We start from the raw sequence: 24,409 nt of genomic DNA on the forward strand, positions 1-24,409 counted from the left end.
GTACCCACTACCCCCGCAACAGTAGCGTCGCCGTTCGAGATCCGAACTCGGAACGGAGACCGACGATGATCGTGGTGACCGGAGCAACGGGCAATGTGGGAAGGCCACTTGTGCGGGCACTGGTGGACGCGGGCGAGCGGGTGACGGCGGTCTCCCGCCGGATCTCCGCCCACGACGTGCCTGCGGGGATCTACCACCGTCAGGCCGACCTCACCGAACCCGACCGCCTGAAACCCGCGCTCGACGGGGCCGAGGCCCTGTTCCTGCTGACCTCCGGCGACTTCATGGCGGCCGGCGGCGACCTCGGAGCCGTACTGGACGTCGTACGGGGATCGGGCGTCCGGCGCGTGGTCCTGCTGTCGTCCCAGGGCGTCGGCACGGGCGACCACCCCTCGGCGCTGGAGGACGCCGTCAGGGCATCCGGCGTGGAGTGGACGATGCTGCGGCCCGGCGCCTTCCACTCGAACGCCCTCCAGTGGGCCGACCTGGTCCGCACCCGACGGGAGGTCGCCGCCCCCTTCGGCGACTCGGCCCTGCCCACCGTCGACCCGGCCGACATCGCGGAGGTCGCGGCGGCGGCCCTGCGCGCACCGGGCCACGCCGGTGCGGTGTACGACCTGACCGGCCCGGCGCCGGTCTCGCCCCGGCAGCAGACCGCCGCGATCGGCGCGGCCCTGGGGGAGCCGGTCCGGTTCGTCGAACTGACCCGCGCGCAGGCCCGCGAACACATGCTGCGCGCCATGCCCGAACCGGTCGTCGAGAGCACCCTCGACCTGCTGAGCACCCCACCGGCCGCGCTGCGGCGGGTGAGCCAGACGGTCGGTCACGTCCTCCGCCGACCGCCGCGGTCGTTCGCGGACTGGGCGGAGCGCAATGTCGGCGCCTTCAAGTAGCCGGGGGCGAGCGGGGGGAGTCGGGGTGGTGCCTGCCCCACCTTCCGTCCGGTGGGCCACTCCATCGTTTCCGTGCGTCGACGACGGCATCGTTGACCCGGTCGATCCCGGCCGGACCCGGTCGCCGCCGCACCGGCTGAAACCCGCGCGACACCTGCCTGAGGCCGCGCTGAAGCCGGGCCGGGATGAGCTGGATCCCGTAGAGGACGCCGCCCGCCCGGAAGGAAGGAAGCCGCCATGCAGTCGCAGTGCCTGTCGAGGCCGAGCCCGGCGCCGTCGAGGCCGGGTCCCCTCTCCTCGTTCGTCCGGTTCGTGGTGTGCGGCGGCGGTGTCGGTCTGCTCTCCAGCGCGGCCGTACCGATGCTGGCCGCGGCGATGCCCTGGGCGGTCGCGAACGCCCTGGTCACCGTCGCCGGCACGCTCCTGTGCACCGAGTTGCACGCCCTGTTCACCTTCGGCACCGGCCGGCGCCCCGACCGGCGGCGGCACCTGCAGTCCTCGGGCTCGGCCCTCGCCGCCTATCTGGCCACGACCGCCGCGATGTTCGCCCTGCACGCCGTCCAGCCGTCGCCCGGCACGGTCTGGGAACAGTCCGTCTACCTCACCGCCTCCGGCCTGGCCGGCGTCGGCCGCTTCCTGGTCCTGCGGCTGTTCGTGTTCGCCGAACGGAGCGAGCGCGACGCGCGCGCCACGCGCAGCGAAACGCTCCTGCCCGGCGAGCCGAACCTCCGCCTGGTCCCGCAGACGGACACCACGCGTCCGCGAGTGGCCCCCACGCACTCCGCGTTGATCCCGTCCGCCGCCTGGCCGTCAACCGCACGACGCCCCAACTCCACCGCCGCATGCAGTTGTTGACTTCCCGTCAGCGCACTTCACGGCACCCGTGAGGATCTTGCGAAGCAAGGGTTTACCCGGGGCCCGAACGGTAAAGTCCGCGACATGAACGCTCGGCTGGCACTGCTCAGCACGGTGGCCCCCGGTGTCGCGGAAAGCGAGGTCTTCCGGCTGGCACTCCAGCACGCGGTGGGCGAGCTGGGCGCGCTGGGCGGCATGATCCACCTGCGGGGCCCGATGTCCGCGCTGCGCCTGGTGTCGACCGCCGGGCTCCCGCCCGCCCTCACCCGTTCCTGGGAGATCGTCGGCCAGGAGGGTCCCCTGGCCCCGGCGCTCGCGCTGCGCGAGGGCAACGGCGTCTGGGTCCCGCTGAACCCGGCCGGCGCCGCCGACTCCCCGGACACCGACTCCCTGGACACCGGCTCCCCGGACCTCGACTCCCCGGAGGCCGCCTGGCCCGGCGCCGGCCTCGCCGCACTGCCGCTGTACAGCGGCAACCGCGGCACCGGCGCCCTCAGCGTCCTGATGGACGCACCCGGCGAACCGGGCCCCGACCACTGGGAGTTCCTGCGCGCCGTCGCCTCCTGGACCGAGGACCGTATGGGCCAGGCGCCCCCTCCGACCGGCCCCGTACGGCCCGCCCAGCAGCCCGAACACAACGGCGAGCGCCTGCGCCAGGCCCTGAAGGAGGTCAGCGTCGGCTCCTGGGACTGGAACATCCGCACCGGCGAACTGATCTGGGACGAGGCGGCCCTGGAGCTGTACGGCACCCTGCCGCAGGACTACACCGGCAAGGTCGAGAACTGGATGCGGTGCGTCCACCCCGACGACCTGCCGCCGACGCTCGCCGCGGCGGACCGCGCGATCCGCACCGGCGAGGTCTTCGAGGCCGAGTACCGGGTACGCAAGCTGGACGGCACCTGGGGCTGGACCCAGGCGCGCGCGAGACCGACGTACGACGAGCACGGCGAACCGCACCGGATGATCGGGGTGGGCTGGGACAGCAACGAACCCCGTTCCGCCCGTGACGCCCTCAGCCGGGCCCTGCGGCACATGAGCGACGGCTTCCTGGCGATGGACGACGACTGGCGCATCACCTTCGCCAACCTGGAGGCCGAGCGCACCCTCGGCTACTCCGAGGAGGAACTGTTCGGCTGTCTGCTGTGGGACCTGCCCGCCGCCGAGCAGGTGCCCGGCCTGGAGATCCGCTGCCGGCAGGCCGCCGCCGCGGAGAAGTCGGTGAGCTTCGACGTACGACTGCCGAACGGCCGGCTGTGCCATCTGCGGCTGGTGCCGGGCCCCGACGGCCGCACCATCTACTTCACCGACGTCACCGAGAGGCGGCGGCTGGAGGAGGAGCGCCGGTCCGCCGAGCGTGCGGCCACCGAGCGCGCCGCCCGGATAGGGGAGCTGACCGCGGCCCTCGCCAAGGCGACGACGTCGACGGACGTGGTGGACGCGGTCGCACGCGGAGTGCTGCCGCCTTTCGAGGCGTCCGGTCTCGTCGTGCAGACGGTGGAGGGCGACCGGCTGCACACCGTCGGATCCGTCGGCTACCCGGACGACGTCCTCGCCGTCCTCGACGGCCGTGAGCGCACGCAGTCCAGCCCGCTGTGGGACGCGATCCTGGCCGGCACGCCCCTGTTCCTGTCCACCCCCCACGAGTTCTCCGCCCGGTACCCCGAGCTGGCCGATCTGCCCGCCCGCGCCGGCAAGCAGTCCTGGGCGCTGCTCCCGCTGACGGCCTACAGTCACACCTTCGGCATCTGCGCGGTCACCTTCGACCACCCGCGCCGCCTCACCGACGAGGAGCGCACCCTGCTGACCGCGACCAGCGCCCTGGTCGCCCAGGCCCTGGAGCGGGCCCGCCTCTTCGACGCCGAGCACACCCGCTCCCGCGAGCTCCAGCGCAGCCTGCTCCCCCGGGACCTGCCCGACCTGCCCGCCTGCACGGCCGCCGCCCGCTATCTGCCGGCCGGCCAGGGCATGGACGTGGGCGGCGACTGGTACGACATCATCGCGCTGTCCGGCGGCCAGGTCGCCCTGGTCGTCGGCGACGTCATGGGCCACGGCCTGCCGGAGGCGGCGACGATGGGCCGCCTGCGCACGGCCGTGCACACCCTGGCCGACCTCGAACTGCCGCCCGACGAGATCATGAGCCACCTCAACGACATCGTCGGCGCGATGGGCGAGGAGTCGTACGTGACGTGTCTGTACGCGTTGTACGACTCCACGACCCGCGTCTGCTCCATAGCGAGGGCCGGCCACCCGCCGCCGGCCCTGCTGCACCCCGACGGCACCGTCGTCTTCCCGCCCCTTGCGGCCGACCCGCCCCTGGGCGCGGCCGAGCCCCCCTTCGAGACGACGGAGGTCCAGGTCCCCGAGGGCAGCGTGCTGGCGCTGTACACCGACGGACTGGTCGAGTCGTCCAGGCGCGAGATGGACGAGGGCATGGCGGCCCTGGCCGAGGTGCTGCGCACCGCCCACGCGGACGGCACGGCGACGGACCTTGAGCTGCTCTGCGAGCGGATCACCTCGACCCTGCTGCCCGCCGGCCAGCAGACGGCCGACGACGCGGCCCTCCTCCTGGCCCGGCTGCAGGCGCTGCCCGACTCCCGCATGGCCTCCTGGCCGCTCCCCAAGGACCCGAGGGCGGCGGGCCAGGCCCGCACCCTGATCCGCAAGCAGCTGGTGGCATGGGACCTGGAGGCCCTCACCCCCACCACCGAACTGCTGGCGAGCGAGCTGGTGGGCAACGTCATCCGTCACGCCAAGGGCCCGATGCGGCTACGGCTCCTGCACGACGCCACCCTGATCTGCGAGGTCTTCGACGGCAGCCTGACCATGCCGCGGATACGCCGGGCGACGGAGACGGACGAGGGGGGCCGCGGCCTCCAGCTGATCACCGCGCTGTCGCAGCGCTGGGGGACCCGGTACACACCGACCGGCAAGTGCATCTGGACGGAACAGGCCCTCCAGACGGCGCCGGACGCCATACGGGATGAACCTGGGGAGGCGGCGGCCGACCCGCTGGAGCGGATGTTCCTGGGACTGCCGGGGCTGGGGGATGCCTTCGACGGGGACCTGGACGCGCTGGCCTTCGGCGACCAGGACTGAATCGGTTCGTCAGCCGGGACTGAGTACTGAGTCACTTCGTCAGCCGGGACTGAGTACTGAATCACTTCGTCAGCCAGGACTGAGTACTGAGTCACTTCGTCAGCCAGGGAGGACCCTCCCGTCACCGCGGGGTACCGTGAAAGCGCCACATATGCGACGTATCGCCGTATACAGCGCTCCGCAGGAACACGGGGTGTGATGCCATGGCCCACCGCCGCACCGATTCGGCCGGTGCCACCAGAGAGCTGCTCCAGGAGCTCGGGGATCTCACCGGCCGGATCCTGGACCAGATCAAGCTCCACCAGGCACGCGTCGAACTCGCCGCCGCGCTGCAGCGCCAGGTGCTCACCGCGGAGCTGCCGGACGTGCCGTGGCTGCGGGCGGCGGGCCGGTACACGCCCGCGCGACTCGGTCTGGACATCGGCGGCGACTGGTTCGACGGCTTCCGCATGCCGGACGGCTCGGTGGGCTTCGCGATCGGGGACGTCCAGGGCCACGATGTCGAGGCCGCGGCACTCATGGGTCAGGTCCGCACCTGTCTGCGCGCCGTCGCGACCGCCACCACGGACCCGGCGGAGGTGCTGGCGCACACCAACGACCTGCTCGTCGCGATGGCCTCCGAGCTCTTCGTGACCTGCACTTTCCTGCGTTTCGACCCGGCCACCAAGGAGCTGCGCGACGCCCGCGCCGGACACGTACCGGCCGTCTGGGCCACGACCGGCGGCCACTGCGAGATCGTCCTGGACGACGGCGGCCTGCCGCTCGGCATCAACGCCGGCGAGCACTACCCGTCGTCCCGCCGGCACCTGACCGGCACGGGCGCGTTCGTCCTGCTCACCGACGGCGTGGTGGAGGGCCCCGGCTATCCCATCGACGACGGCCTCAAGCGGGTGGCCGACCTGGTCGGCGACGGCTGCGGCGCCGAGCCCGCCGACCTGGCCGCTGAGGTGATCAAGGTCGCGGACCTGACCGGCCACAGCGACGACGCGGCGGTCCTGGTCCTGCGGTACGGCGACCTCGGTGACCTCGGTGACCTCGGTGACCTCGGTGACCTCGGCAGCTTCGCCGATCCCGGCGGCTTCGTCGATCCCGGCGAAGGGTGAGCGCCGTGTACGGACTGGTCGCCCCCATGACCCCGCAGCAGTCGGAGCGCCCCCGGCTCCGGCTCCGCGACTACGCGACCCACGCCCTGCTGCTGACCGTCGTCGCCGCCGCGTACTACGGCAGCGCCAAGCTGGGCCTGGAACAGCAGCTGGTACGGGGCCAGGTCACGCCCTTCTGGCCGCCGACCGGCATCGCCCTGGTCGCCCTGCTGATGTGGGGCCTGCGCATGTGGCCGGGCATCGCGCTCGGCGCGCTCGCCGTAAACGCGCCGCTCGGACCGTCGGCCCTGCCCGTGCTCGCCATCGTCGCCGGCAACACGATCGCGCCGGTCTGCGCCTGCCTGATGCTGCGGCGAGCGCGCTTCCGCCTCACTCTGGACCGACTCCAGGACGCCCTGGCCCTGGTCTTCCTCGGCGCCCTGGGCGGGATGGTGATCAGCGCGACGATCGGCACGGGGGTCCTCGTGGCCTCCCCGGCGCTGGCGGCCGACGACTTCTGGCCGACCTGGTCGGTGTGGTGGACCGGCGACGCGATGGGTGTCCTCGTCATCGCACCCCTGCTGCTGGCCGCACGCACCCTGCGCCGGCCGCACGACGTCCGGGTGCTGCGCTGGATCGAGGCGGCGGCCCTGCTGGCCGGCACGACCGCGGTCTCCCTCCTGGCCACCCGCAGCTCCCTAACCCTCCTCTTCCTCGTCGTCCCCTTCCTGATCTGGGCGGCCTTCCGCTTCCAACTCCCGGGCGCCGCGCCCTGCGCACTGATCACCTCGGTGGTCGCGATCTTCGCCGGCGCGGCAGGCGTGGGACCGTTCTCCGGCCAGGACCTCCTGGCCAAGATGGTCATCCTCCAGGCCTTCAACGGCACCGTGGCCCTGACGTGCCTGCTCCTGTCCGCCACCGTCGCCGAACGCAACCAAACGGTCCGCGCCCTGAGAGAAGCCTGCGAACGCCTCACGGAGGCCCTGTCCCACCTGGTCCCGGACCAGCCCCTGAACCACCACGCGGCCCTGCGCATGGAAGACGACAAGGGCAACAAGTAGCCCCCGGCGCCCACCGAACACGCGCCGCCACCCCGAACCGTCGGCCGCCCCCGGGCACTTCACCGAAAACACCAGAGGCCCCGGATTTCTCCGGGGCCTCTGATCCGATGTGCACTCGGCAGGATTCGAACCTGCAACCTTCTGATCCGTAGTCAGATGCTCTATCCGTTAAGCTACGAGTGCTTGTTGTGTTTTCCCGCTGCTCCCGGCCCTTCCGGCCCGCTCGCGGCGACAGGAAGAACATTACATGACTGCCGCCGCCATGTGAAATCCGTTTGGTCCACCCCTTGTGACCTGCGAAAACGGCCTCTGAGGCGTTCGAGGGGCGGGTGCTGGGGCGGGGGCTCCGAGTGGCGTGAACGACGAAGCCCCGGTCCAGGGACCGGGGCTTCGTGATCGAGCGCGGAGGCGGAGGGATTTGAACCCTCGATGGGCTTTAAGGCCCAAACCGCATTAGCAGTGCGGCGCCATAGACCGGACTAGGCGACGCCTCCAGCACAGCCGCCCGCGCGAGCGCGAGTGGTGCGTGCAGATGATGACACAGTCGAGCGTGCTGTCACCAATCGACTCCCACGGTACTAGGCGGAGAGGTCGCAGGGCAAAGCCCTTCCCGGCGCGCTTCGAGGGCCGCAACGTCCGACCGTGTCCGGCGTTGGTCAGGTCATGTTGCAGGTCAACCGTTCCGCCCGGGCCGGCCGCCTTCGCCGCGTCCTCCTCACGGCCACCGGCGCCCTCGCCGCCGTAGGCCTCGCCGCCGTCGCCCCCGTGACCGCCGCGCCCGCCGCCGTCCCGTCCGTGAGGGGACCCGATCGCGCCGGCGACCACCTCACCGTCACCGTGCGCAACGCCGGCGGCGCCGACGGGACCCATGAGCTGACCTGCCATCCGGCCGGCGGCGACCACCCCCGCGCCGCCGACGCCTGCGCCGCGCTCGACCGCGGCACCCGCTGGGGCAGGTACGCCTTCGCCCCCGTACCGCAGGGCACCTTCTGCACCATGCAGTACGGCGGGTCGGCGACCGCCCGTATCACCGGGACGTGGGCCGGGCGCCCCGTCGACGCCCGCTACGACCGCAGCGACGGGTGCGAGATCGCCCGGTGGGACCGGCTCATGCCGCTGCTTCCCGACCTGCGGGCGCAAGGGCGCCGGTCGTAGAGCGCCGAGCGGCCCCCAAGAGCCGCCGAGCAGCCCCCAAGAGCCGAGGAGGTCGCCGGCGGGCCCGGACGCGGCGTCGATGAGACGAACGTCCGATGTGCGGTCCGCCGGGGGCCTCACCCGTCCCCCGTCGCACAGGCTTTCCATACCGGACGCACCGGATCCGCAAGAGTCCCGCGAAGGTCTCGCGAAGTCGGTATGGACAGGGGGCGGACGCGGGAAGGACGACGGCACACGCGGTCATACGTTCTGGGTCACTTCGTCGTGCGACCTCCCTCTCATCCGACGTCGCGAGCGCAACCCCAACCCTTAGACTCCCTCGCGTGACACGCCGCGGGCCGATTGGCAAGATGGCCCGAGCGGTCGGCAAGGTGCGGTAACAGGGAGGAAGCGTCTCGTGAGCAGCAGGCCATCCCGAGGCGCTGCTCGCCTCGCAGCCATACTCGACGCGCTTCCCGATGCGTTGGTGCTGGTCAACGCCAATGGGACCGTCGTCAACGCCAACACCATCGCGCTGGAGGCCTTCGAGGCCCCGGGGACCGCTCTGGTGGGGCGCGGGCTGCTCGATCTGCTTCCGCAGTTCGACTCCAAGCTCATCCCGGGGTCGATGCGGCGGCCCGATCACATGGACCCGCAGGGCCGGACCAAGCCGACCCGGATGATGGCCCGGCGCACCGACGGCAGCGAGTTCCCGGTCGAGGTCACGTCCGCGAATCTGGAGAACGGCGGCCAGGCCTACGACGGCTACGGCTACACCGGCGACGAGCTGCTCATGCTCGTCGTACGGGACCTCTCCGGCACCGTCGACACCGAGGCCGAGCTGGCACGTTCGCAGCGGCAGACCGAGATGATCCTGCGCGCCGCCTCCGAGGGCGTCGTCGGCACCGACACCGACGGGCGGATCGTCCTAGTCAACCCGGCCGCCGCCCAGATACTGGGATACCGGGCCAGCGACCTCGGCGGGCGCGAACTGCACACGCTCGTCCTGCACTCCCGTGCCGACGGGTCGCCCTTCCCGTACGAGGAGTCCCCGCTCGCCGACACCCTGCGCTCCGGGCGCAAGCACCGGGTGCGCGGGCAGGTGCTGTGGTCCAAGACCAGCGACAAGGTCTCCGTCGACCTGACGACCGCGCCCGTGCGCGACGGCGACCAGCTCGTCGGCGCCGTGATGACCTTCACCGACCGGCGGCCCTACGACACGCTGGCCGAGGAGAAGGACTCCGAGCAGAAGCGGCACGAGGACGAACTCGAAAGGCTCGCCGAGGAGCACGCCTCCGAGCTGACCGCCCTGCGGCAGAAGCACGTCACCGAGGTCGAGGAGCTCCAGGAGCGGCACGCCGAGGAACTCGCCGCCGGGGAGGACCGCTACGCCGCCCTCGGTGAGCGCGAGAAGGACCGGTACGAGGCGCTGTCGGGGCGGCACGACCAGCTGCTGACACTGCTCGCCGGGTCGCTGCGCGGTCCGCTGGACGAGCTGCGCCGTGAGCTGGCCGCGCTCGCCGCCGACGACGCGGGCCAGTTGTGGCCCGAGGCCAACCAGGTGCTGCACCATCTGTCGGCCGGCTACTCGCGGATCACGACGCTGATCGACAACGTCCTCGGCTATCAGCAGCTGGACTCCGGCGGCGATCAGGTCGTCCGTACGAAGGTGATGCTCGACGCCGTGGTCGCCGCGGGTGTCGACGGCGCCGTCGACCTCATCGGCCCGGGCCGGGTGCAGTTCGCCGTGCACGCGCCGCCCATCGAGGCCGAGGTGGACCCGCAGCGTCTGGCCACCGCCCTCGCGCATCTCGTCGCGGACGTCGCCGGGGTCGACGCGACCGGCAACTCGCCCGTGTCAGCGGGCGGTTACATGGACAACACCGTCGTGGTGGCCGCGGCGCAGCGCGGTGAGGTCGTACGGATCGAGGTGCGCGGGCCGTATCCCGGGGGAGACCCGGTGCACGAGCCGATCGTGCGCGGGATCGTGCGGGCTCACGGCGGAGTGCTCCAGACGCACGAAGTGCCCGGCATGAGCGGCAGTGCGTTCGTCCTCGAAGTACCCATCGGGGGTGGGGCGGGGGCCGTTGCCGCAGCTCCGGCCGTTGCCGTTGATGCCGCCGGGACCGGGGACGGGACCAACGGGACCAACGGGACCGAGAGTGGCGCCGCGGGCGGCGGTACCGGACGACGGCGGGCCCGGCGGTCCTCCGTCGACGCCTTCCTGGAGAGCGACACGCCCGAGGCCGACGCCGAGGGTTCCGCCGACGCCGAGGTGGCCGCGCCCACCGGTCGGCGGCGCAGGCGTGCCGCCGCCACGCCCGAACTGCCCGCGGGCCCGGGTGACGGTGGCGGCGAGGTCTCCGGCGGCACCGGACGGCGCCGTGGACGTCCCGCCGAGGACGGCAGCGGTGACGGCGGTGACGGCGGTGACGGTGTCTCCGAGGGCGCCGTCATGACGGCCGCCGAGCACGCCGCCGGGACCGCCGCGACCGGGAACGGCCTGGGCGGGACCGTACCGCCGCAGGGCGTGCCCGGCCCCGGTGGACGACGTGCCCGGCGGGACGGCGGGGAGCAGCACGCGCTGCCGCCCGCCCTGCCCGCTCCGGCCGCCGACACGGCTCCGGCGGCCGCCGGTTCCGGTACGGCCGCCCCGGGCGATGCCGCCCAGCCGACCGGACGGCGTCGCCGTGCCCTGGCCGCCGCGGCCGAGCGCAGCGCCGCGCAGGCGCAGGCGCAGGAGGCGGGGGCCCGTACGGTGTTCGCGCTGCCGCCGGCCGAGGCGGACCGCGCGCCCGCCGAGACGGCGGAGGGGCCGGGCCACGCCGGGCCGAGCCCTGCTGCCGCTGCTTCGATGACTCCGGCTTCTCCTGTGTCTCCGCTTCCGGCTCCGCTTCCGCTTCCGGTTCCGGTTCCGGTTCCGGTTCCGGGACAGGCTCCGGCACCGGCCCAGGTGCCTGCGCAGGGCGCGCCGGGTGGCGTACGGGGCGACGAGGGCCGGCACGATGCCGTACCGCTCGATCAGGCCGACGATCACACCCCGCCGCAGCCCCACCCCACCAGCGCGCCGACCGGGCGTCGCCGGCGTGCCGTCGCTCCGCCCGCGGAAGCGGTCGGCGCGGCCGCGCAGGAGGTTCCGCCGCAAGGAATTCCGGGGCAGGTCGCTCCGGGACAGGCAGTTCCAGGACAGGCAATTCCAGGACAGGCAATTCCGGGACAGGCAATTCCGGGACAGGCGGCGCTGGCGCAGCCGGTGCCCGGGCAGCCCGTGCGCGCCGCCGGTCAGCCCGTGCCTGCCGCCGGTGGTCAGGCCCAGCCCGCGCCGGGCGCCGTCGCCCCGGGCGGGCCTCTGCCCGTCGAGGCGACCCCTGGTCAGGGCGTTCCCGCGCAGGGCGTGCCTTCGCAGGGCGTGCCTTCGCAGGGCGTGCCTTCGCAGGGCGTGCCTGCCCCGCAGCCGTGGCCCGCCGGTGCCGACGACAGCTCCGGCGCTGGGACGGCCGTGGCACCGAACGGTGCCGCCACCCCCGTACCGCCGAATCCGAACGCCGCCCAGCAGGCACAGCCCGCGCAGCCCGCACAGCCGCAGGGCACGCCCGCTCCGGGTACTCCCCTGCCTCCCGAGGCCGCGGCCGGTCAGCAGCGGGCGGCGCAGCCCCTTCCCGCCGAAGCCGCCGCTCCGGCCGGTCCCGGCGCTCCCGCTGCTCCCGTCGACCCGGACTCGACGCAGGGCCGCGCGATCAGTGTGCGGACGTTGGGGCAGGGCGTGCCCTTCACGCGGCAGGCCGCTCAGGTGCAGCAGCCCTCACCGGCCGCGCAGTCGTCGGCCACTCCTCCCCTGCATCCGACCAACGGCGGACGCCGTCGCAAGCTGGGTACGCCGCCCGACCCCGCCGCGCGTGCCGGTGGCTCGGCGGAGCAGGGGGCGCGGCCGCATCCGCCGGCCGAGCAGCCGATGCCCGGGGCCCAGCCGCAGCCGTCGGCCGGTGCGCAGCCCCAGCCGCAGCCGCAGCCGTCGATGGCCGGACAGTCGCGGCTCGCGCCTGCGGCCGAGGCGGCCGGACGGTCGTACGCCATAGGCGCGCCGGACGAGAACGCCGCCGAGGGACCCGAACCGCTGGACGGGCCGGGCGGGGCCGTCGAGGTGGCCGACACCCCGCGTCCGCAGCCGATGGACGACGAACTGCCGCCGGAGCCGCTCGACAACCCGCGGCGGCTGCTGGTGTGGCCGGCGCCGGATGTGACGACCCAGCAGGCGCTGAGCGACCGCGGCTACCGGCCGGTGATCGTGCACTCGCGCGAGGAGGTCGACGCGCAGATCGCGGCGTTCCCGGCCGCGCTGTTCGTCGATCCGCTGACCGGGCCGATCACCCGTACCGCGCTCCAGTCGCTGCGGCAGGCCGCCGTCGCGGCCGAGGTGCCGGTGATGGTGACGGCGGGGCTCGGACAGGCCTCGCGGGAGGCGGCGTACGGCGCCGATCCCGCCGTACTGCTGAAGGCGCTGGCCCCCCGGGACAGCGAGCAGCACCCGCCGCGCGTTCTGCTGATCGAGGAGCACGCGGAGATCGCGCTGGCGCTGACCGCGACGCTGGAACGGCGTGGGATGCAGGTGGCGCGGGCCGCGGGTGACACCGACGCGGTGATGCTGGCGGGCGACTTCCGGCCGAACCTGGTCGTGATGGACCTGATGCAGGTCCACCGCCGCCGGGCCGGGATCGTGGACTGGCTGCGTGCGAACGGCCAGCTCAACCGCACCCCGCTGGTCGTCTACACGGCCGCCGTCGACCAGGCCGACCTGCCCCGGCTGGCCTCCGGCGAGACGGTGCTGTTCCTGGCGGAACGCTCGACGAGCGCCGAGGTGCAGGCCCGGATCGTGGACCTGCTGTCGCGGATCGGGACCAACTAGGTCCCGCTGGGGGCGCCCCGACAGGGGCGCGGGGAACTGCGCGACCAGCCACGAAAAGCCCGTGGCCGACCGACGACAGTTCCCCTTCGGCGCTCCGTCAGAGCTTGGTGACGTCCAGCCCGCCCTCGGCGTACTGCCTGCGCAGCACCTTCTTGTCGAACTTGCCGACGCTCGTCTTCGGCACCGCCGCGATGACCGTCCACCGCTCCGGCAGCTGCCACTTGGCGATCTTGCCCTCGTCGGCGAGGAAGCTGCGCAGGGCCTCGAAGTCGGTGCTGGCGCCCTCCTTGAGGACGACCGTGGCCAGCGGGCGCTCGCCCCACTTCTCGTCGGGGACGGCGACCACGGCTGCCTCGGCGACGTCCGGGTGGGACATCAGCGCGTTCTCCAGGTCGACCGAGGAGATCCACTCGCCACCGGACTTGATGACGTCCTTGGCCCGGTCGGTGAGGGTGAGGAAGCCGTCGGGGGAGATGGTGCCGACGTCACCGGTCTTCAGCCAGCCGTCCTCGCTGAACTTGTCGGCGGGGCGCAGCGGTTCGGCGTCGGGGCCGTTGTAGTAGGCGCCCGCGATCCAGGGGCCGCGCACCTCCAGCTCGCCCGCCGACTCGCCGTCCCACGGGATGCGCTCGCCGCCGGGGCCGGTGAGCCGGGCCTCGACGCTCGCCGGGAAGCGGCCCTGGGTGAGCCGGTACGCGAACTCCTCCTCCGTGCCGACCGCGTGGGCCGGCGGCCGGGCGATGGTGCCGAGCGGGGAGGTCTCCGTCATGCCCCAGGCGTGGCAGACCCGCATGCCGAGGTCGTCGAACGCCGCCATGAGCGACGGCGGGCAGGCCGAGCCGCCGATGGTGACCTGGCCGAGGGTGGAGACGTCGCGCGGGTTCGCGTTGAGCTCGGCGAGCAGGCCCTGCCAGATGGTGGGCACGGCGGCCGCGTGCGTCGGCTTCTCGCGCTCGATCATCTCGGCGAGGGGCGCGGGCTGGAGGAAGCGGTCCGGCATCAGCATGTTGACGCCGGTCATGAAGGTGGCGTGCGGCAGGCCCCAGGCGTTGACGTGGAACTGCGGGACCACCACGAGCGAGGTGTCCTGGTCCGTCAGGCCCATCGACTGGGTCATGTTGACCTGCATGGAGTGCAGGTAGATCGAACGGTGCGAGTAGACGACACCCTTCGGGTCGCCCGTGGTACCGGAGGTGTAGCACATGGCGGCGGCCTGCCGCTCGTCCAGCTCCGGCCAGTCGTACGTGGTCGGCTTGCCGGCGATCAGGTCCTCGTACTCGTGGATCTGGACGGAGGCGCCCTCAAGGAGGGAACGGTCGCCCGGACCGGCCACCACCACGTGCTCGATCGGCTTGAGGTGCGGGAGCAGCGGGGCGAGCAGGGGGAGGAGCGAGCCGTTGGCGATGACGACCCGGTCGGCGGCGTGGTTCACGATCCAGGCCAGCTGCTCGGCCGGGAGCCGGAGGTTGAGGGTGTGGAGGATCGCGCCCATGGAGGGGATCGCGAAGTAGGCCTCGACGTGCTCGGCGTTGTTCCACATCAGGGTCGCGACCCGCTCGTCGCCGACCACGCCCAGGTCATCGCGCAGGGCGTGCGCCAGCTGGGCCGCGCGGTCTCCGACCTCTGCGAAGGACCGGCGGTGCGGCTCGGCCTCACCGGTCCAGGTGGTGACCTGCGATGTGCCGTGGATCGTGGACCCGTGGGCCAGGATCCTCGAGATCAGCAGCGGTACGTCCTGCATAGTGCTCAGCACGGCGTCCTCCCGGGGGCGACATTGCCTACGCGGTAGTAAGGGTTGCGGAGATTCTGCGCGCATACCGCGCGGTATGTCACTAGGGCTGGGCGATCGATCATGTCACGTTGCGTTCACAGAGCTCTGCCGGTAGGGGTGAGAGGGCTCTGCCGGTAGGGGGGAGACGGGGCTCTGCCGCCGGGGGGAGGGCTCACCGCGCGGGGTGATAGGAGGGCTCACCGCCGGGGGGAGGACCCACCGCCGGGGCTGATGGGAGGGCTCACCGCCGGGTGGGGAGGACTCACCGCCGGAGGTGAAGGGAGGACCCACCGCCGGGGGGAGGACCCACCGCCGGAGGTGAAGGGAGGGCTCACCGCCGGAGGTGAAGGGAGGACCCACCGCCGACCGCGCCGGGCCCTACCGGACCAGGCCCAGCTCCGGGTCCTCGCGCAGCTTGCCGAGCGCTCTCGACACCGCCGACTTCACCGTGCCCACGGAGACCCCGAGCACCTCGGCCGTCTGGACCTCGCTGAGGTCCTCGTAGTACCGCAGGACGACCATCGCCCGCTGCCGCGCCGGCAACCGCATGATCGCCCGCCACATCGCGTCGTGCAGCGCCTGCTGCTCGGCGGGGTCGGCGTCCCGGCCGGAGACCGGCTCCGGCTCGGGCAGCTCGTCGCAGGCGAACTCGTCGACCTTGCGCTTGCGCCACTGCGAGGTCCGGGTGTTGAGCAGCGCCCGGCGCACATAGCCGTCGAGGGCACGGTGGTCCTCGATGCGCTCCCAGGCGACGTAGGTCTTGGTCAGCGCGGTCTGCAGCAGGTCCTCCGCGTCGCTCGGGTTCGCGGTGAGCGAGCGGGCGGTACGCAGCAGCACCGGCTGGCGGGCCCGTACGTACGACGTGAAGGACGGATACGTCGCGCTCGGCAGGGACCGCGTCGCGGCGTCGGAAGCGCTGGTGCAGACGGGTGTGGTCATGGCTCCACGCTATGAGCGACCCCTACTTCGGCGGATCGGCCGCAGGTGCCGAAGCCACGTCCGCCTCAGGTTGTAGGGGTGGGGCTGACTCCACCTCCTGAAGGTGGACGAGGGAAGGACGCCTACTGCGGGATTACCCCTGAGGGTCACCCGTCAACAGCAAGCACCAGCCCCGATGTCGGCACTCCCGTCCCGGCCGTCACCAGCACCCGCTCGGCCCCCGATATCTGGTTCACGGACGTCCCCCGCACCTGCCTCACCCCCTCCGCGATTCCGTTCATCCCGTGCAGATACGCCTCTCCGAGCTGGCCCCCATGGGTGTTGAGCGGCAGCCGCTCCTCGGCCACGAAGCCCGGGGCCTCCCCCTTCCCGCAGAACCCGAACTCCTCCAGCTGCATCAGCACGAACGGAGTGAAGTGGTCGTACAGGATCCCCACGTCGATCTCCCCGGGCCCCAGCCCCGCCGTCCGCCACAGCTGCCGCGCCACCACGGCCATCTCCGGCAGGCCGGTGAGGTCGTCCCGGTAGAAGCTCGTCATCTGCTCCTGCCCGCGCCCTGCACCCTGGGCCGCGGCCGCTATGACGGCCGGTGCGTGCGGCAGATCCCGCGCCCGCTCGACGGACGTGACGACGATCGCCTGTCCGCCGTCCGTCTCCTGGCAGCAGTCCAGCAGCCGCAGCGGCTCGACGATCCAGCGCGAGGCCGCGTGGTCGGCGAGGGTGATGGGTCTGCCGTGGAAGTACGCGGCCGGGTTGGTCGCCGCGTACTTGCGGTCCACCACCGCCACATGCCCGAACGCCTCCGGCGTCAGCCCGTAAGTGTGCAGATAGCGCTGCGCCGCCATCGCCACCCAGGACGCCGGGGTGAGCAGCCCGAACGGCAGCGACCAGCCGAGCGCCGCGCCCTCCGCCGAGGGCTCCCGGTGCTGCACGCCCGAGCCGAATCTGCGGCCCGACCGCTCGTTGAAGGCCCGGTAGCAGACCACCACCTCCGCGACACCGGTCGCGACCGCCAGCGCCGCCTGCTGGACGGTCGCGCAGGCCGCGCCGCCGCCGTAGTGGACACGGGAGAAGAAGGACAGCTCCCCCATCCCGCACGCCTGCGCCACGGTGATCTCCGGACTGGTGTCCATCGTGAACGTCACCAGCCCGTCCACGTCCCCGGGCGTCAGCCCCGCGTCGTCCAGCGCGGCCCCTACCGCCTCCACGGCCAGCCGGAGTTCGCTGCGCCCGGAGTCCTTGGAGAACTCGGTGGCCCCGACACCGACGATCGCCGCCCGACCGCCCAGAGCGTCCCGCTCGCGCACGCTCATGCCTGGCCCTCCGCGGCGGCGGTGGCGGACGGTCCTCCCGCCGGCACTGTCACGGTCACCGTGCCGGTCACGTGCTTGCCGATGCCGTTGGCCCCGACCACCCGTACCGTCGCCGTGTCGCCGTCGATCTCCTCCACCCTGGCCGTCAACACCATCGTGTCTCCCGGGTAGTTGGGCGCCCCCAGTCGTATGGCCACCTTGCGCAGGACGGCCGTCGGTCCGAAGTGGTCGGTGATGTAGCGGCCGACCAGGCCGTTGGTCGTCAGGATGTTCATGAAGATGTCGGGAGAGCCCTTCTGATGGGCCAACTCCGTGTCGTGGTGCACGTCCTGGTAGTCACGGGAGGCGATGGCCCCGGCGACGATCAGCGTGCGGGTGATCGGGATCTTCAGCGGCGGCAGTTCGTCACCGGCCCTGACCCGGCTCCTCTTCGTCCTCATCCCCTCGTCGGCGCTCATGCGACAGCCTCCTCGGAGTCCCGGGCACGCCAGATCGGCAGCACCAACTCCTCGTCGTACCGGTGGAATTCGAGCCGCACCGACATCCCGATCCGCACCTCGTCGTACGGCACCCCCCGCACACTGCCGATCATCCGCACGCCCTCGGACAGCTCGATCAGGCCGACCGCGTAGGGAGGGTCGAAGGCCGGGAACGGGGGATGGTGCATCACGACGTACGAATAGACGGTCCCCTCGCCGCACGCCTCGACCGTGTCCCAGTCCGGGCCCCCGCAGGCGTTGCAGCCCGGCAGCCAGGGGTGGCGGAGCGTGCCGCAGGCGGTGCAGCGCTGGATGAGGAGCCTGTGGCGCCGGACGCCCTCCCAGAAGCCGGCGTTGTCGCGGTTGACGACGGGGCGGGGGCGAGTGGGCCGCGGTTTGCGGTCGCTGACCGGGCGGGGCTGACGGTCGCTGACCGGGCGGGGCTGACGGTCGCCGTGCGGCTGCGGCCTGCGGTCACTGACCGGGCGGGGCATGCGGTCGCTGTCCGGCTGCGGCTTGCGGTTGCTGACCGGGTGGGGCTGACGGTCACCGCCCGGGTGGGGCTGACGGTCGCTGTCCGGCTGCGGCTTGCGGTCACTGCCCGCCTGCGGCTGACGGTCGCTGTCCGGACGTGGCTGTGATGTCTCCGGGCGTACGGGTGCGTACTTGAGGATGCGGAAGCGGTGGGTGCCCGCGAGGTCGGGGCCGACGTGGATGTCGGTGCGGGTGGTGACGAAGTAGCCGGTGCCGAGCTTTGTCGTCTTCCTCTCCGACACCGTCTCGATGACGGAGTCGAAGGTGATCTCGTCCCCCGGGCGCAGGGGTCGTAGATACTCCTGCTCGCAGTCGGTCGCGACCACCGACGTGCAGCCCGCCTCGTCGAGCAGGCCGAGCAGTTCGTCGTAGGCGTGCGCGCGGCCGGGCTGGCCGGTGAGGCCGCTCATGGTCCATGCCTGGAGCATGGTGGGCGGCGCTATGGCGTCGGGCCCCGAGTACGCAGGGTTGGTGTCGCCCATCGCCTCGCACCAGTGCCGGATCATGGGCGCGTTCACGGGGTCCTTGCCCGCACGCGCCACCGCGGCGGACCGGCCCTCGTATGACTTCAGCCGTGTGTCGAGCTCGTCGTCCGCCGCCACCTCGTGGCTCACCCCCGGCCCGTAACCCACCGTCGCCCCCTCGTCCTCATCGCCCCACGACGCATCGCGCTGACACTTCTGGTACACCGCGAGTGCCGATCCGGTTCCCACGAGTCCCGGAGAACTTTCGGCTGCCCCACCAAGATTTCTGACTGTCCGTCAGATGCGTTGCACTGTCAAGGCCGATGCGAGCACCCGCGCAGCCGCACCCGGGAGCCACCCCGAAGGCAGGAGCTCCCACACGCGAAAACGCCTGCGCGGCGGTACCTAAGTACCGCCGCGCAGACGCGTTACACCCCACAGCACACCCACGGTTCCGAGAGGGCCGATGCCTGAGCACCGGGGCATCGGTCCTCTCAGCTCACCACCAGAGAGGGGTGAAGTTGACCGACGTGTTGTCGTTGCCCTGGTTGACGGACGTGAAGGCCGAGCCGTTGACCTGGGCGGTGTTGCTCTGGTTCGAGGCACCGGAGCCGGTCGCCTGCTGCTGGGTCGTGGACGAGTTGCCCCAGTTGTCGCCGCCGACCCCGCTGCCGATGAGGCCCTGAGCGGCGTTCGTGACAGCCGCGCTGGATCCGTTGTCCGCGATGGCGCCGTTGTCCGCCGTCGCGACGCCGGAGAACAGGGCGATCGCGAGCGGAAGGGCGGAGACGGCTGCGATGACGCGGGCAGTACGGATGCTTGCCATGTTGTTCCTCCAGAACAGGTGCGCCCAGGCTCCCCGCCGGACGCATTGGTGGTGCATGAAGTACGGCTTTTCCCACGGCGGTTGGCCGACCGCCCAGGAGTCGTTCACGACGTCGCGAGATCAGAGTTGCCCACCGAATCCCCGGCGAACCACCCCGGAAGCCCCGATTCGCCCTCAAGCGTGAGGACAAGTCGATAAACCCCCTTCATCACTCTCAACTCCCAGTCCAGGGCAGTCCGGACACACACATCCCAAGCGGCACAAGGGGTGAAAGGTTCCAGCTCAGTTCCGGCCAGGCCCTCCACCCACCGGCGAGTCGTCGGCGGGTCGCAGCCAATCCCTCTTTCTTTTTTCGAACATTCGTACGAACATGGAGGCATGGCCACCACAGCCCGGCAGGCCACGACGCTGGCCCTCGCACACGCCCTGTCAGCCGCCGAGCGCGGTCTGGCCGTCATTCCGCTGTCCCGGACGAAGCTCCCGGCACTGCGGTCCCCCCACCGCGACGACCCCGACCCCGCGCCCTGCCACGGCGAGTGCGGCCGCTTCGGACACGGCGTCTACGACGCCGCCACCGACCCCGCCCGCATCCGCGAACTCTTCGCCGCCGCCCCCTGGGCGACCGGCTACGGGATCGCCTGCGGGCTGCCCCCGCACCATCTGATCGGCATCGACCTCGACACCAAGTCCGGTACGGACTCCTCCGCCGCCCTGCGCGAACTGGCACTGCGTCATCTGTTCACGATTCCGCCCACGGTGGTCGTCCTGACCCCCAGCGGCGGCCGTCACCTGTGGCTGACCGGCCCGCCCGACGTCGTCGTCCCCAACTCGGCGGGCCGCCTCGCACCGGGGATCGACATCCGGGGCGCCGGCGGCTACCTCGTCGGCCCCGGCTCCCGCACCGACCACGGCGTCTACAGCACGGCTCCCGGCACCGCCCACATCGTCCCCGCGCGCTGTCCGCGCGCCCTCCTGCGCCTGCTGCTTCCCCCGCCCCGGACGCACCACCCCGCGCCCCCGTCGGCCGGCGGTCACGGCCAGGGCCTCGTCCAGTTCGTGCTCGCCGCGCACGAGGGCCAGCGCAACACCCGCCTGTTCTGGGCGGCCTGCCGCGCGTACGAGGACGGCATCGGGCCCGCGCTCGTCGATCCGCTCGTCGAGGCAGCCCTCAATACGGGCCTGACCGAACGGGAGGCCCGGGCGACGATCGCGTCGGCGGCACGGATGACGGGGCATCGGCCCTGACGGACACAACAGAGCGATCGATCCGACCGGCGCACGCGAACCACCGCCCCGACGGCGTGCGGCCCCCGACCTCCACCGAGTCGGGCGACTGACCGGCCCTGAAATTCACGGGAGCTCGATGCACCACCGCCCTAGAGTGCCGACCATGTCGCTGACCAGGGTCGTCCTCACGTCCGGCCGCTCGCTCGACCTCTCGGAGCTGCGGCTCTCCTCGACGTACGGCGGCGTCCTGGAGGGCTACCCGTGCAGGCCGCTCAACGAGATGAAGATCAAGGGCCTCATCAGCGCCGCGGAACGCGACCGGCCCTCGGCGCCGGTGCACCTCGTGCCGCCGCCGCGCGAGTATCCCGACCAGTACGCCGGCGCGTTCGGGCCGGTCGAGGTGCTGCCGCAGGTGGCGTGCGTGGGCGCGTTCCACTCCACGGCCCTCGACCCCGCCCACGACCCGGTCCTGCACCGCTCGATCCTGACGATCGTCTGGTTCCAGCCGACGACCCGCGTGCCGTCGGGCTGTGACGCGGAGGAGGCGTTGCGGGAGGTCGATTGGGAGGGGCTGGCGCGGGACTACGAGCTCTAACGCGTACACGGGAGAGGCCGGCTCGGCGGGGAAACGGCTTGCCAGGGCGTCCGGTCCGTATGCCAGGGTCGGCCGGTGACCGATTCCCAACGCGACCTGCTGCGCGGGCAGTTCGATCCGACCTGGGCGCTGGTCGAGTACCACCTCGAACGGCTCCGGCCCGAGGACTCCCTGTGGGAGCCGGGGTCGCTCCGCTGGGCGGTACGCCGGACCGCGGACGGCACCTGGGTGCCGGACCGGGCGGAGACCGAGCCGGGCCCCGTGCCGGACCTCGTGCCGGACCCCGTGATCTGGGACTTGGTTGCGGAGGAGGATGCCACCATGGCAGATGAATCACGGCGACCCCTCAGCGAGCTTCGGCAAGGCGAGACAGTCCAGGCAACGATCACCAGTCACCAGCCATGGGGGCTCTCCGCGGAGCTCGGCGAATACGAGCCGGTAGGCGCCTCCCTGGACGTGATTCGCCGAGGAAGCGAACCTGGCGTGCGGCGACTCGCCGAGGAGCTGCCCCCGGTGGGAGCGACCGTCGACCTCGTCATAGGTGAAGTGCGTACCTGGCACTTCGAGCCTTGGGTATGGGTGGATCTCACGGCACCAGGTCAGGGCGAAGGGTGACCGTGCCCCTTGCGTGTCAACGGAACGACCACCGGCCGTCTTGCCTGGTCAGAGGCTGTTCAGCTGCGCGGTGGGGGTGGGATTTGAACCCACGGTGACAGCGCTGCCACTACGGTTTCCAAGTCTTTCGATGATCATGTGCGCTGATCGCTCCGACGCAGGTCAGACGGGTGCGACCGCCTCGGAGGAGTCGTCGTCATCGTCGTCGTGCCCGCCGCGTGCCCCTGAGGCGCGGACATGACCACTGGACCCCCGCCGTACTCGGCGTATCTCTCTGACCGTCAGCACGCCCGCAGCGGCTGTCCCCATGAGGCAAACAACAGGCGTCAGCACCCAGATGCCCCACGCGACGAAGCCCGTTTCCACCGGCTCGTAGGAGCCCCACGGCTTCTGCGCCGCACGAATGACCTCTCCCGGGTGTCCTTCGTATTGGATCTCCACCGTCTGCATCTCGTCACCCACCAGTGGGCCGCTGCAAACAGAGTGGCTCCCCCCACGCCCTCCGCCCTCCCGGTGGCACTCTGTGAGCCGAACCTGGACAGCGTCCCCCAGCAAGTCCAGCCGCGCGAGACCAGTGATCACAGTCCAGACCACCGCCGCGGCACCCAGCAGGGTAAACACGCTGTAGGCCACGATGTTGCGCCTCCACCCCCTTGTCATTTACACAGCATGCCTCAGACCTGATCAACGCAATAGATCGAACTGCCCCACTCACAACGCGAAGGAACGCCCCGACCGTTCGCGGTCACGAGGCGTTCCTTCCTTGTCCGGTGGGACGATGCCCCGCCGGACGCAGTTGGTCCACTGATCAGAACAGCTGAGGTGCCAGACCGGCGGTTGCGCCTCCGACGACGGGAACGAGCACGACCAGCCAGCCACGTACGCCACGCATCGGCGACTCTTCCTGACGGATCATCAGCGCAAGGGCCATGCCTGCCATGGCAGGGAGAGCAATTCCGAGAATGGCGAGCACCAGCAAGTTGGGTACGGAGTGTCGCGTAATAGCCCACCCCGCGCCGAGGCTGAGTGCCGCAGCGGTGATCAGCTCTCCGGTCGGCTGGATGAGGCCAAGTCGAGGCCGGTCGGCCCCTGCGACCCTTGCATTGGTGCGGACGACTGCGAGCATCCAGATGATGCCTGCCACGACCAGTAGGGTTTCGCAAGCGAAGACAATGTTTGCTGCCAGCATGACTTTCCTCCGGTTGTGCTAGGCGCAGGCCGCCTTGACCCCTTCAAGTCCCAGGAGCTGGGCGCCGATCCACTGAAGGTCGTTGGCGAGGGTGTGCCCCTTGCCCTTCCGGATGGCCTTGATCGCGCTCACGATCCGCTTGACCCCGACGCGCTTCGCCACCTTCACGATCTTCACCATCTTCGCGGCGGGGAGCAAAATGGTGCCGATGGCCACCGCAACCGCGCCCATGCACCCGAAGCTGGGCCAGCCGAAACGAAGTTGTGCCTGACCCCGCTTCTGCTCCTGTTGCTTCAGGTAGGCGATGGTCGCTGCGTCCCCCTGCTCCAAGACGTCCTCGGGATGGACATCATTGTGTCGAGCAGGGCTTCCCATCGAGCATCATCGGCAACCTCGTCGGCGGCGAGGAGTGCGGCGTGGGCGAGAACGTGGTCCGGCGGGCGCAGGAGTTGCTGATCTCCCAGGGTGTGTTGGAGGGCCGTGCAGGGTCCGGTACCTACGTCGCCGAGCCCCGGCATCGCGTGCGGGTCGTGCGGTCGTCGGCGCGGGAGCAGCCCAGCGGGTCGCCGTTCCGGGCGGACATGAAGGCCGTGGGAAGGCAGGGCAACTGGGAGAGCCGGACGGACGCCAAGGTGCCGGCGCCTGACGACATCGCGGCGCGGCTCGGCATCGCTGAGGGTGAGCTGTGCGTCCGGACTACGTACGAGTTCCTGGCGGACGGCGGCCCATCCAGTTGTCGACGAGTTGGGAGCCGTACGACCTCACCGCCGACACGCTGGTGGTCCTCCCCGAGGGAGGCCCGCACGCCGGGGCCGGAGTCGTGAACCGGATGGCCGCGATCGGGGTCATGGTCAGCCATGCCGTGGAGCAGCCCGAGCCGGGGCAGGCGACCGCCGAGGAGGCGTCACTGCTCGGCATTCAGAAGGCCGCACTCGTCACGCACGTCCGGCGGACGTACTACAGCGACCAGGGTCGGCCGGTTGAGACGGCGGACATCGTCGTGCCCGCCGCTCACTGCGAGATCGTCTACGAGATCCTGATCAACGTCAGCGAGCGGGCGGCCGGCCGCCCGCCGATTGGATCTTTGGAAGCCGCGCCTCGCGCCTCGGACGTGCCCTCCGCGTGCTCCCTCCGTGCCCGACAGACCGGGAAACCAGAGGGGAAGGGCGGGGTCGGACGGCAGCGGGCAAAGCAACGGCCCCCGACCATATCGCCTGGTCAGGGGCCGTTCATCTGCGGTGGGTGTGGGATTTGAACCCACGGTGACATCGCTGCCACGACGGTTTTCAAGACCGTTCCCTTAGGCCGCTCGGGCAACCCACCTCGTCCTCGCCCACCAGGGGCGGAGCGGGTACAGCGTACCGGCCTCGTGCGCTGGGCGGGGTGCGTGGTCCACACAGGGTCCACTGATCCCTGCTTTCGTCCGCCGGCCC

At 71.7% G+C, this 24,409-nt stretch carries 19 protein-coding genes, 3 tRNA genes and 1 pseudogene; 11 read left to right on the plus strand and 12 right to left on the minus strand.

The genetic code is table 11. From position 1 onward, the window contains the following. The first annotated feature begins 65 nt into the window (after positions 1 to 65). The 5 genes from AC3ETA_RS44540 to AC3ETA_RS44560 all read left to right on the plus strand — a co-directional run bounded on the left by AC3ETA_RS44540 (position 66) and on the right by AC3ETA_RS44560 (position 6,987). Complete coding sequence (locus AC3ETA_RS44540) at positions 66 to 893, plus strand: NAD(P)H-binding protein (RefSeq protein WP_432198595.1); 828 nt, start codon at positions 66 to 68, stop codon at positions 891 to 893. A 237-nt stretch (positions 894 to 1,130) separates the two neighbouring features. Then, on the plus strand, positions 1,131 to 1,748 hold the full coding sequence (locus tag AC3ETA_RS44545) for a GtrA domain-containing protein (RefSeq protein WP_432198596.1): 618 nt from the start codon (positions 1,131 to 1,133) through the stop codon (positions 1,746 to 1,748). Between the two features lie 84 nt (positions 1,749 to 1,832). Further along, positions 1,833 to 4,844, plus strand: a complete 3,012-nt coding sequence (locus tag AC3ETA_RS44550) for a SpoIIE family protein phosphatase (protein ID WP_432198597.1) — start codon at positions 1,833 to 1,835, stop codon at positions 4,842 to 4,844. Positions 4,845 to 5,047: 203 nt separating this feature from the next. After that, positions 5,048 to 5,947, plus strand: a complete 900-nt coding sequence (locus AC3ETA_RS44555; RefSeq protein WP_432198598.1) for a PP2C family protein-serine/threonine phosphatase — start codon at positions 5,048 to 5,050, stop codon at positions 5,945 to 5,947. Positions 5,948 to 5,973: 26 nt separating this feature from the next. Further along, positions 5,974 to 6,987, plus strand: coding sequence for an MASE1 domain-containing protein (locus tag AC3ETA_RS44560; protein ID WP_432198623.1), 1,014 nt, complete (start codon positions 5,974 to 5,976; stop codon positions 6,985 to 6,987). 110 nt (positions 6,988 to 7,097) lie between these two features. Here AC3ETA_RS44560 and AC3ETA_RS44565 read toward each other — a convergent pair. Together AC3ETA_RS44565 and AC3ETA_RS44570 are read right to left on the minus strand one after the other, a co-directional pair. Further along, positions 7,098 to 7,170, minus strand: a tRNA-Arg gene (locus tag AC3ETA_RS44565). A gap of 220 nt (positions 7,171 to 7,390) precedes the next feature. Continuing rightward, positions 7,391 to 7,481, minus strand: a tRNA-Ser gene (locus AC3ETA_RS44570). Between the two features lie 169 nt (positions 7,482 to 7,650). Here AC3ETA_RS44570 and AC3ETA_RS44575 point away from each other — a divergent pair. Further along, a complete protein-coding gene (locus tag AC3ETA_RS44575; protein WP_432198624.1) occupies positions 7,651 to 8,142 on the plus strand; it encodes an SSI family serine proteinase inhibitor in 492 nt (163 codons plus the stop codon). Positions 8,143 to 8,539: 397 nt separating this feature from the next. Continuing rightward, complete coding sequence (locus AC3ETA_RS44580; protein ID WP_432198599.1) at positions 8,540 to 13,024, plus strand: PAS domain-containing protein; 4,485 nt, start codon at positions 8,540 to 8,542, stop codon at positions 13,022 to 13,024. 97 nt (positions 13,025 to 13,121) lie between these two features. On the opposite strand, the gene AC3ETA_RS44585 is transcribed toward AC3ETA_RS44580, so the two are convergent. The 6 genes from AC3ETA_RS44585 to AC3ETA_RS44610 form a co-directional block, all read right to left on the minus strand. Then, positions 13,122 to 14,765 carry a long-chain fatty acid--CoA ligase gene (locus AC3ETA_RS44585; RefSeq protein WP_432198625.1) on the minus strand — a complete coding sequence of 548 codons (1,644 nt, stop codon included), beginning with the start codon at positions 14,763 to 14,765 and terminating at the stop codon, positions 13,122 to 13,124. A gap of 408 nt (positions 14,766 to 15,173) precedes the next feature. After that, entirely contained in the window at positions 15,174 to 15,734 is a 561-nt protein-coding gene (locus tag AC3ETA_RS44590; protein WP_432198600.1) for a SigE family RNA polymerase sigma factor, read from the minus strand. 146 nt (positions 15,735 to 15,880) lie between these two features. Beyond that, the gene (locus AC3ETA_RS44595; RefSeq protein ID WP_432198601.1) at positions 15,881 to 17,047 is read right to left on the minus strand and encodes a lipid-transfer protein; all 1,167 of its coding nucleotides are present in this window, start codon (positions 17,045 to 17,047) and stop codon (positions 15,881 to 15,883) included. Then, a complete protein-coding gene (locus AC3ETA_RS44600) occupies positions 17,044 to 17,505 on the minus strand; it encodes a MaoC family dehydratase (RefSeq protein ID WP_432198602.1) in 462 nt (153 codons plus the stop codon). The genes AC3ETA_RS44595 and AC3ETA_RS44600 overlap by 4 nt, the downstream gene beginning before the upstream one ends. Beyond that, positions 17,502 to 18,674, minus strand: a complete 1,173-nt coding sequence (locus AC3ETA_RS44605) for a bifunctional MaoC family dehydratase N-terminal/OB-fold nucleic acid binding domain-containing protein (RefSeq protein ID WP_432198603.1) — start codon at positions 18,672 to 18,674, stop codon at positions 17,502 to 17,504. Before AC3ETA_RS44605 ends, AC3ETA_RS44600 begins: the two co-directional genes overlap by 4 nt. Positions 18,675 to 19,023: 349 nt before the next feature. Beyond that, positions 19,024 to 19,350 carry a hypothetical protein gene (locus AC3ETA_RS44610; RefSeq protein WP_432198604.1) on the minus strand — a complete coding sequence of 109 codons (327 nt, stop codon included), beginning with the start codon at positions 19,348 to 19,350 and terminating at the stop codon, positions 19,024 to 19,026. Positions 19,351 to 19,728: 378 nt separating this feature from the next. Here AC3ETA_RS44610 and AC3ETA_RS44615 point away from each other — a divergent pair, with 378 nt between their 5' ends. The 3 genes from AC3ETA_RS44615 (at position 19,729) to AC3ETA_RS44625 (ending at position 21,787) form a co-directional block, all read left to right on the plus strand. Then, positions 19,729 to 20,595, plus strand: coding sequence for a bifunctional DNA primase/polymerase (locus AC3ETA_RS44615; protein WP_432198605.1), 867 nt, complete (start codon positions 19,729 to 19,731; stop codon positions 20,593 to 20,595). A 145-nt stretch (positions 20,596 to 20,740) separates the two neighbouring features. Continuing rightward, positions 20,741 to 21,172, plus strand: a complete 432-nt coding sequence (locus AC3ETA_RS44620; protein WP_432198606.1) for a hypothetical protein — start codon at positions 20,741 to 20,743, stop codon at positions 21,170 to 21,172. A gap of 75 nt (positions 21,173 to 21,247) precedes the next feature. Then, entirely contained in the window at positions 21,248 to 21,787 is a 540-nt protein-coding gene (locus AC3ETA_RS44625; RefSeq protein WP_432198607.1) for a hypothetical protein, read from the plus strand. 162 nt (positions 21,788 to 21,949) lie between these two features. Here AC3ETA_RS44625 and AC3ETA_RS44630 read toward each other — a convergent pair whose 3' ends face one another. The 3 genes from AC3ETA_RS44630 to AC3ETA_RS44640 all read right to left on the minus strand — a co-directional run bounded on the left by AC3ETA_RS44630 (position 21,950) and on the right by AC3ETA_RS44640 (position 23,306). Next, the gene (locus tag AC3ETA_RS44630; RefSeq protein ID WP_432198608.1) at positions 21,950 to 22,420 is read right to left on the minus strand and encodes a hypothetical protein; all 471 of its coding nucleotides are present in this window, start codon (positions 22,418 to 22,420) and stop codon (positions 21,950 to 21,952) included. 175 nt (positions 22,421 to 22,595) lie between these two features. Then, entirely contained in the window at positions 22,596 to 22,976 is a 381-nt protein-coding gene (locus tag AC3ETA_RS44635; protein WP_432198609.1) for a hypothetical protein, read from the minus strand. A gap of 18 nt (positions 22,977 to 22,994) precedes the next feature. Beyond that, on the minus strand, positions 22,995 to 23,306 hold the full coding sequence (locus AC3ETA_RS44640) for a hypothetical protein (RefSeq protein WP_432198627.1): 312 nt from the start codon (positions 23,304 to 23,306) through the stop codon (positions 22,995 to 22,997). Positions 23,307 to 23,356: 50 nt separating this feature from the next. On the opposite strand from AC3ETA_RS44640, the pseudogene AC3ETA_RS44645 reads away from it, so the two are divergent. Further along, positions 23,357 to 24,021 (plus strand): annotated as a pseudogene (locus AC3ETA_RS44645) (GntR family transcriptional regulator); the annotation flags it as partial. A gap of 191 nt (positions 24,022 to 24,212) precedes the next feature. On the opposite strand, the gene AC3ETA_RS44650 reads toward AC3ETA_RS44645, so the two are convergent. Then, a tRNA-Ser gene (locus tag AC3ETA_RS44650) sits at positions 24,213 to 24,299 on the minus strand. Positions 24,300 to 24,409: the final 110 nt, after the last annotated feature.

The sequence above is a fragment of the Streptomyces sp. bgisy027 genome, assembly GCF_057710365.1.

What these genes read in the sequence shown, in the direction of transcription:
- AC3ETA_RS44610 (WP_432198604.1), bottom strand. Translation starts at nt 19,350, where the DNA reads ATGGCAAGCATCCGTACTGCCCGCGTCATCGCAGCCGTCTCCGCCCTT.
- AC3ETA_RS44540 (WP_432198595.1), top strand. Translation starts at nt 66, where the DNA reads ATGATCGTGGTGACCGGAGCAACGGGCAATGTGGGAAGGCCACTTGTG.
- AC3ETA_RS44555 (WP_432198598.1), top strand. Translation starts at nt 5,048, where the DNA reads ATGGCCCACCGCCGCACCGATTCGGCCGGTGCCACCAGAGAGCTGCTC.
- AC3ETA_RS44600 (WP_432198602.1), bottom strand. Translation starts at nt 17,505, where the DNA reads ATGAGCGCCGACGAGGGGATGAGGACGAAGAGGAGCCGGGTCAGGGCC.
- AC3ETA_RS44620 (WP_432198606.1), top strand. Translation starts at nt 20,741, where the DNA reads ATGTCGCTGACCAGGGTCGTCCTCACGTCCGGCCGCTCGCTCGACCTC.
- AC3ETA_RS44590 (WP_432198600.1), bottom strand. Translation starts at nt 15,734, where the DNA reads ATGACCACACCCGTCTGCACCAGCGCTTCCGACGCCGCGACGCGGTCC.
- AC3ETA_RS44635 (WP_432198609.1), bottom strand. Translation starts at nt 22,976, where the DNA reads ATGCTGGCAGCAAACATTGTCTTCGCTTGCGAAACCCTACTGGTCGTG.
- AC3ETA_RS44560 (WP_432198623.1), top strand. Translation starts at nt 5,974, where the DNA reads ATGACCCCGCAGCAGTCGGAGCGCCCCCGGCTCCGGCTCCGCGACTAC.
- AC3ETA_RS44550 (WP_432198597.1), top strand. Translation starts at nt 1,833, where the DNA reads ATGAACGCTCGGCTGGCACTGCTCAGCACGGTGGCCCCCGGTGTCGCG.
- AC3ETA_RS44595 (WP_432198601.1), bottom strand. Translation starts at nt 17,047, where the DNA reads ATGAGCGTGCGCGAGCGGGACGCTCTGGGCGGTCGGGCGGCGATCGTC.
- AC3ETA_RS44545 (WP_432198596.1), top strand. Translation starts at nt 1,131, where the DNA reads ATGCAGTCGCAGTGCCTGTCGAGGCCGAGCCCGGCGCCGTCGAGGCCG.
- AC3ETA_RS44575 (WP_432198624.1), top strand. Translation starts at nt 7,651, where the DNA reads ATGTTGCAGGTCAACCGTTCCGCCCGGGCCGGCCGCCTTCGCCGCGTC.
- AC3ETA_RS44585 (WP_432198625.1), bottom strand. Translation starts at nt 14,765, where the DNA reads ATGCAGGACGTACCGCTGCTGATCTCGAGGATCCTGGCCCACGGGTCC.
- AC3ETA_RS44615 (WP_432198605.1), top strand. Translation starts at nt 19,729, where the DNA reads ATGGCCACCACAGCCCGGCAGGCCACGACGCTGGCCCTCGCACACGCC.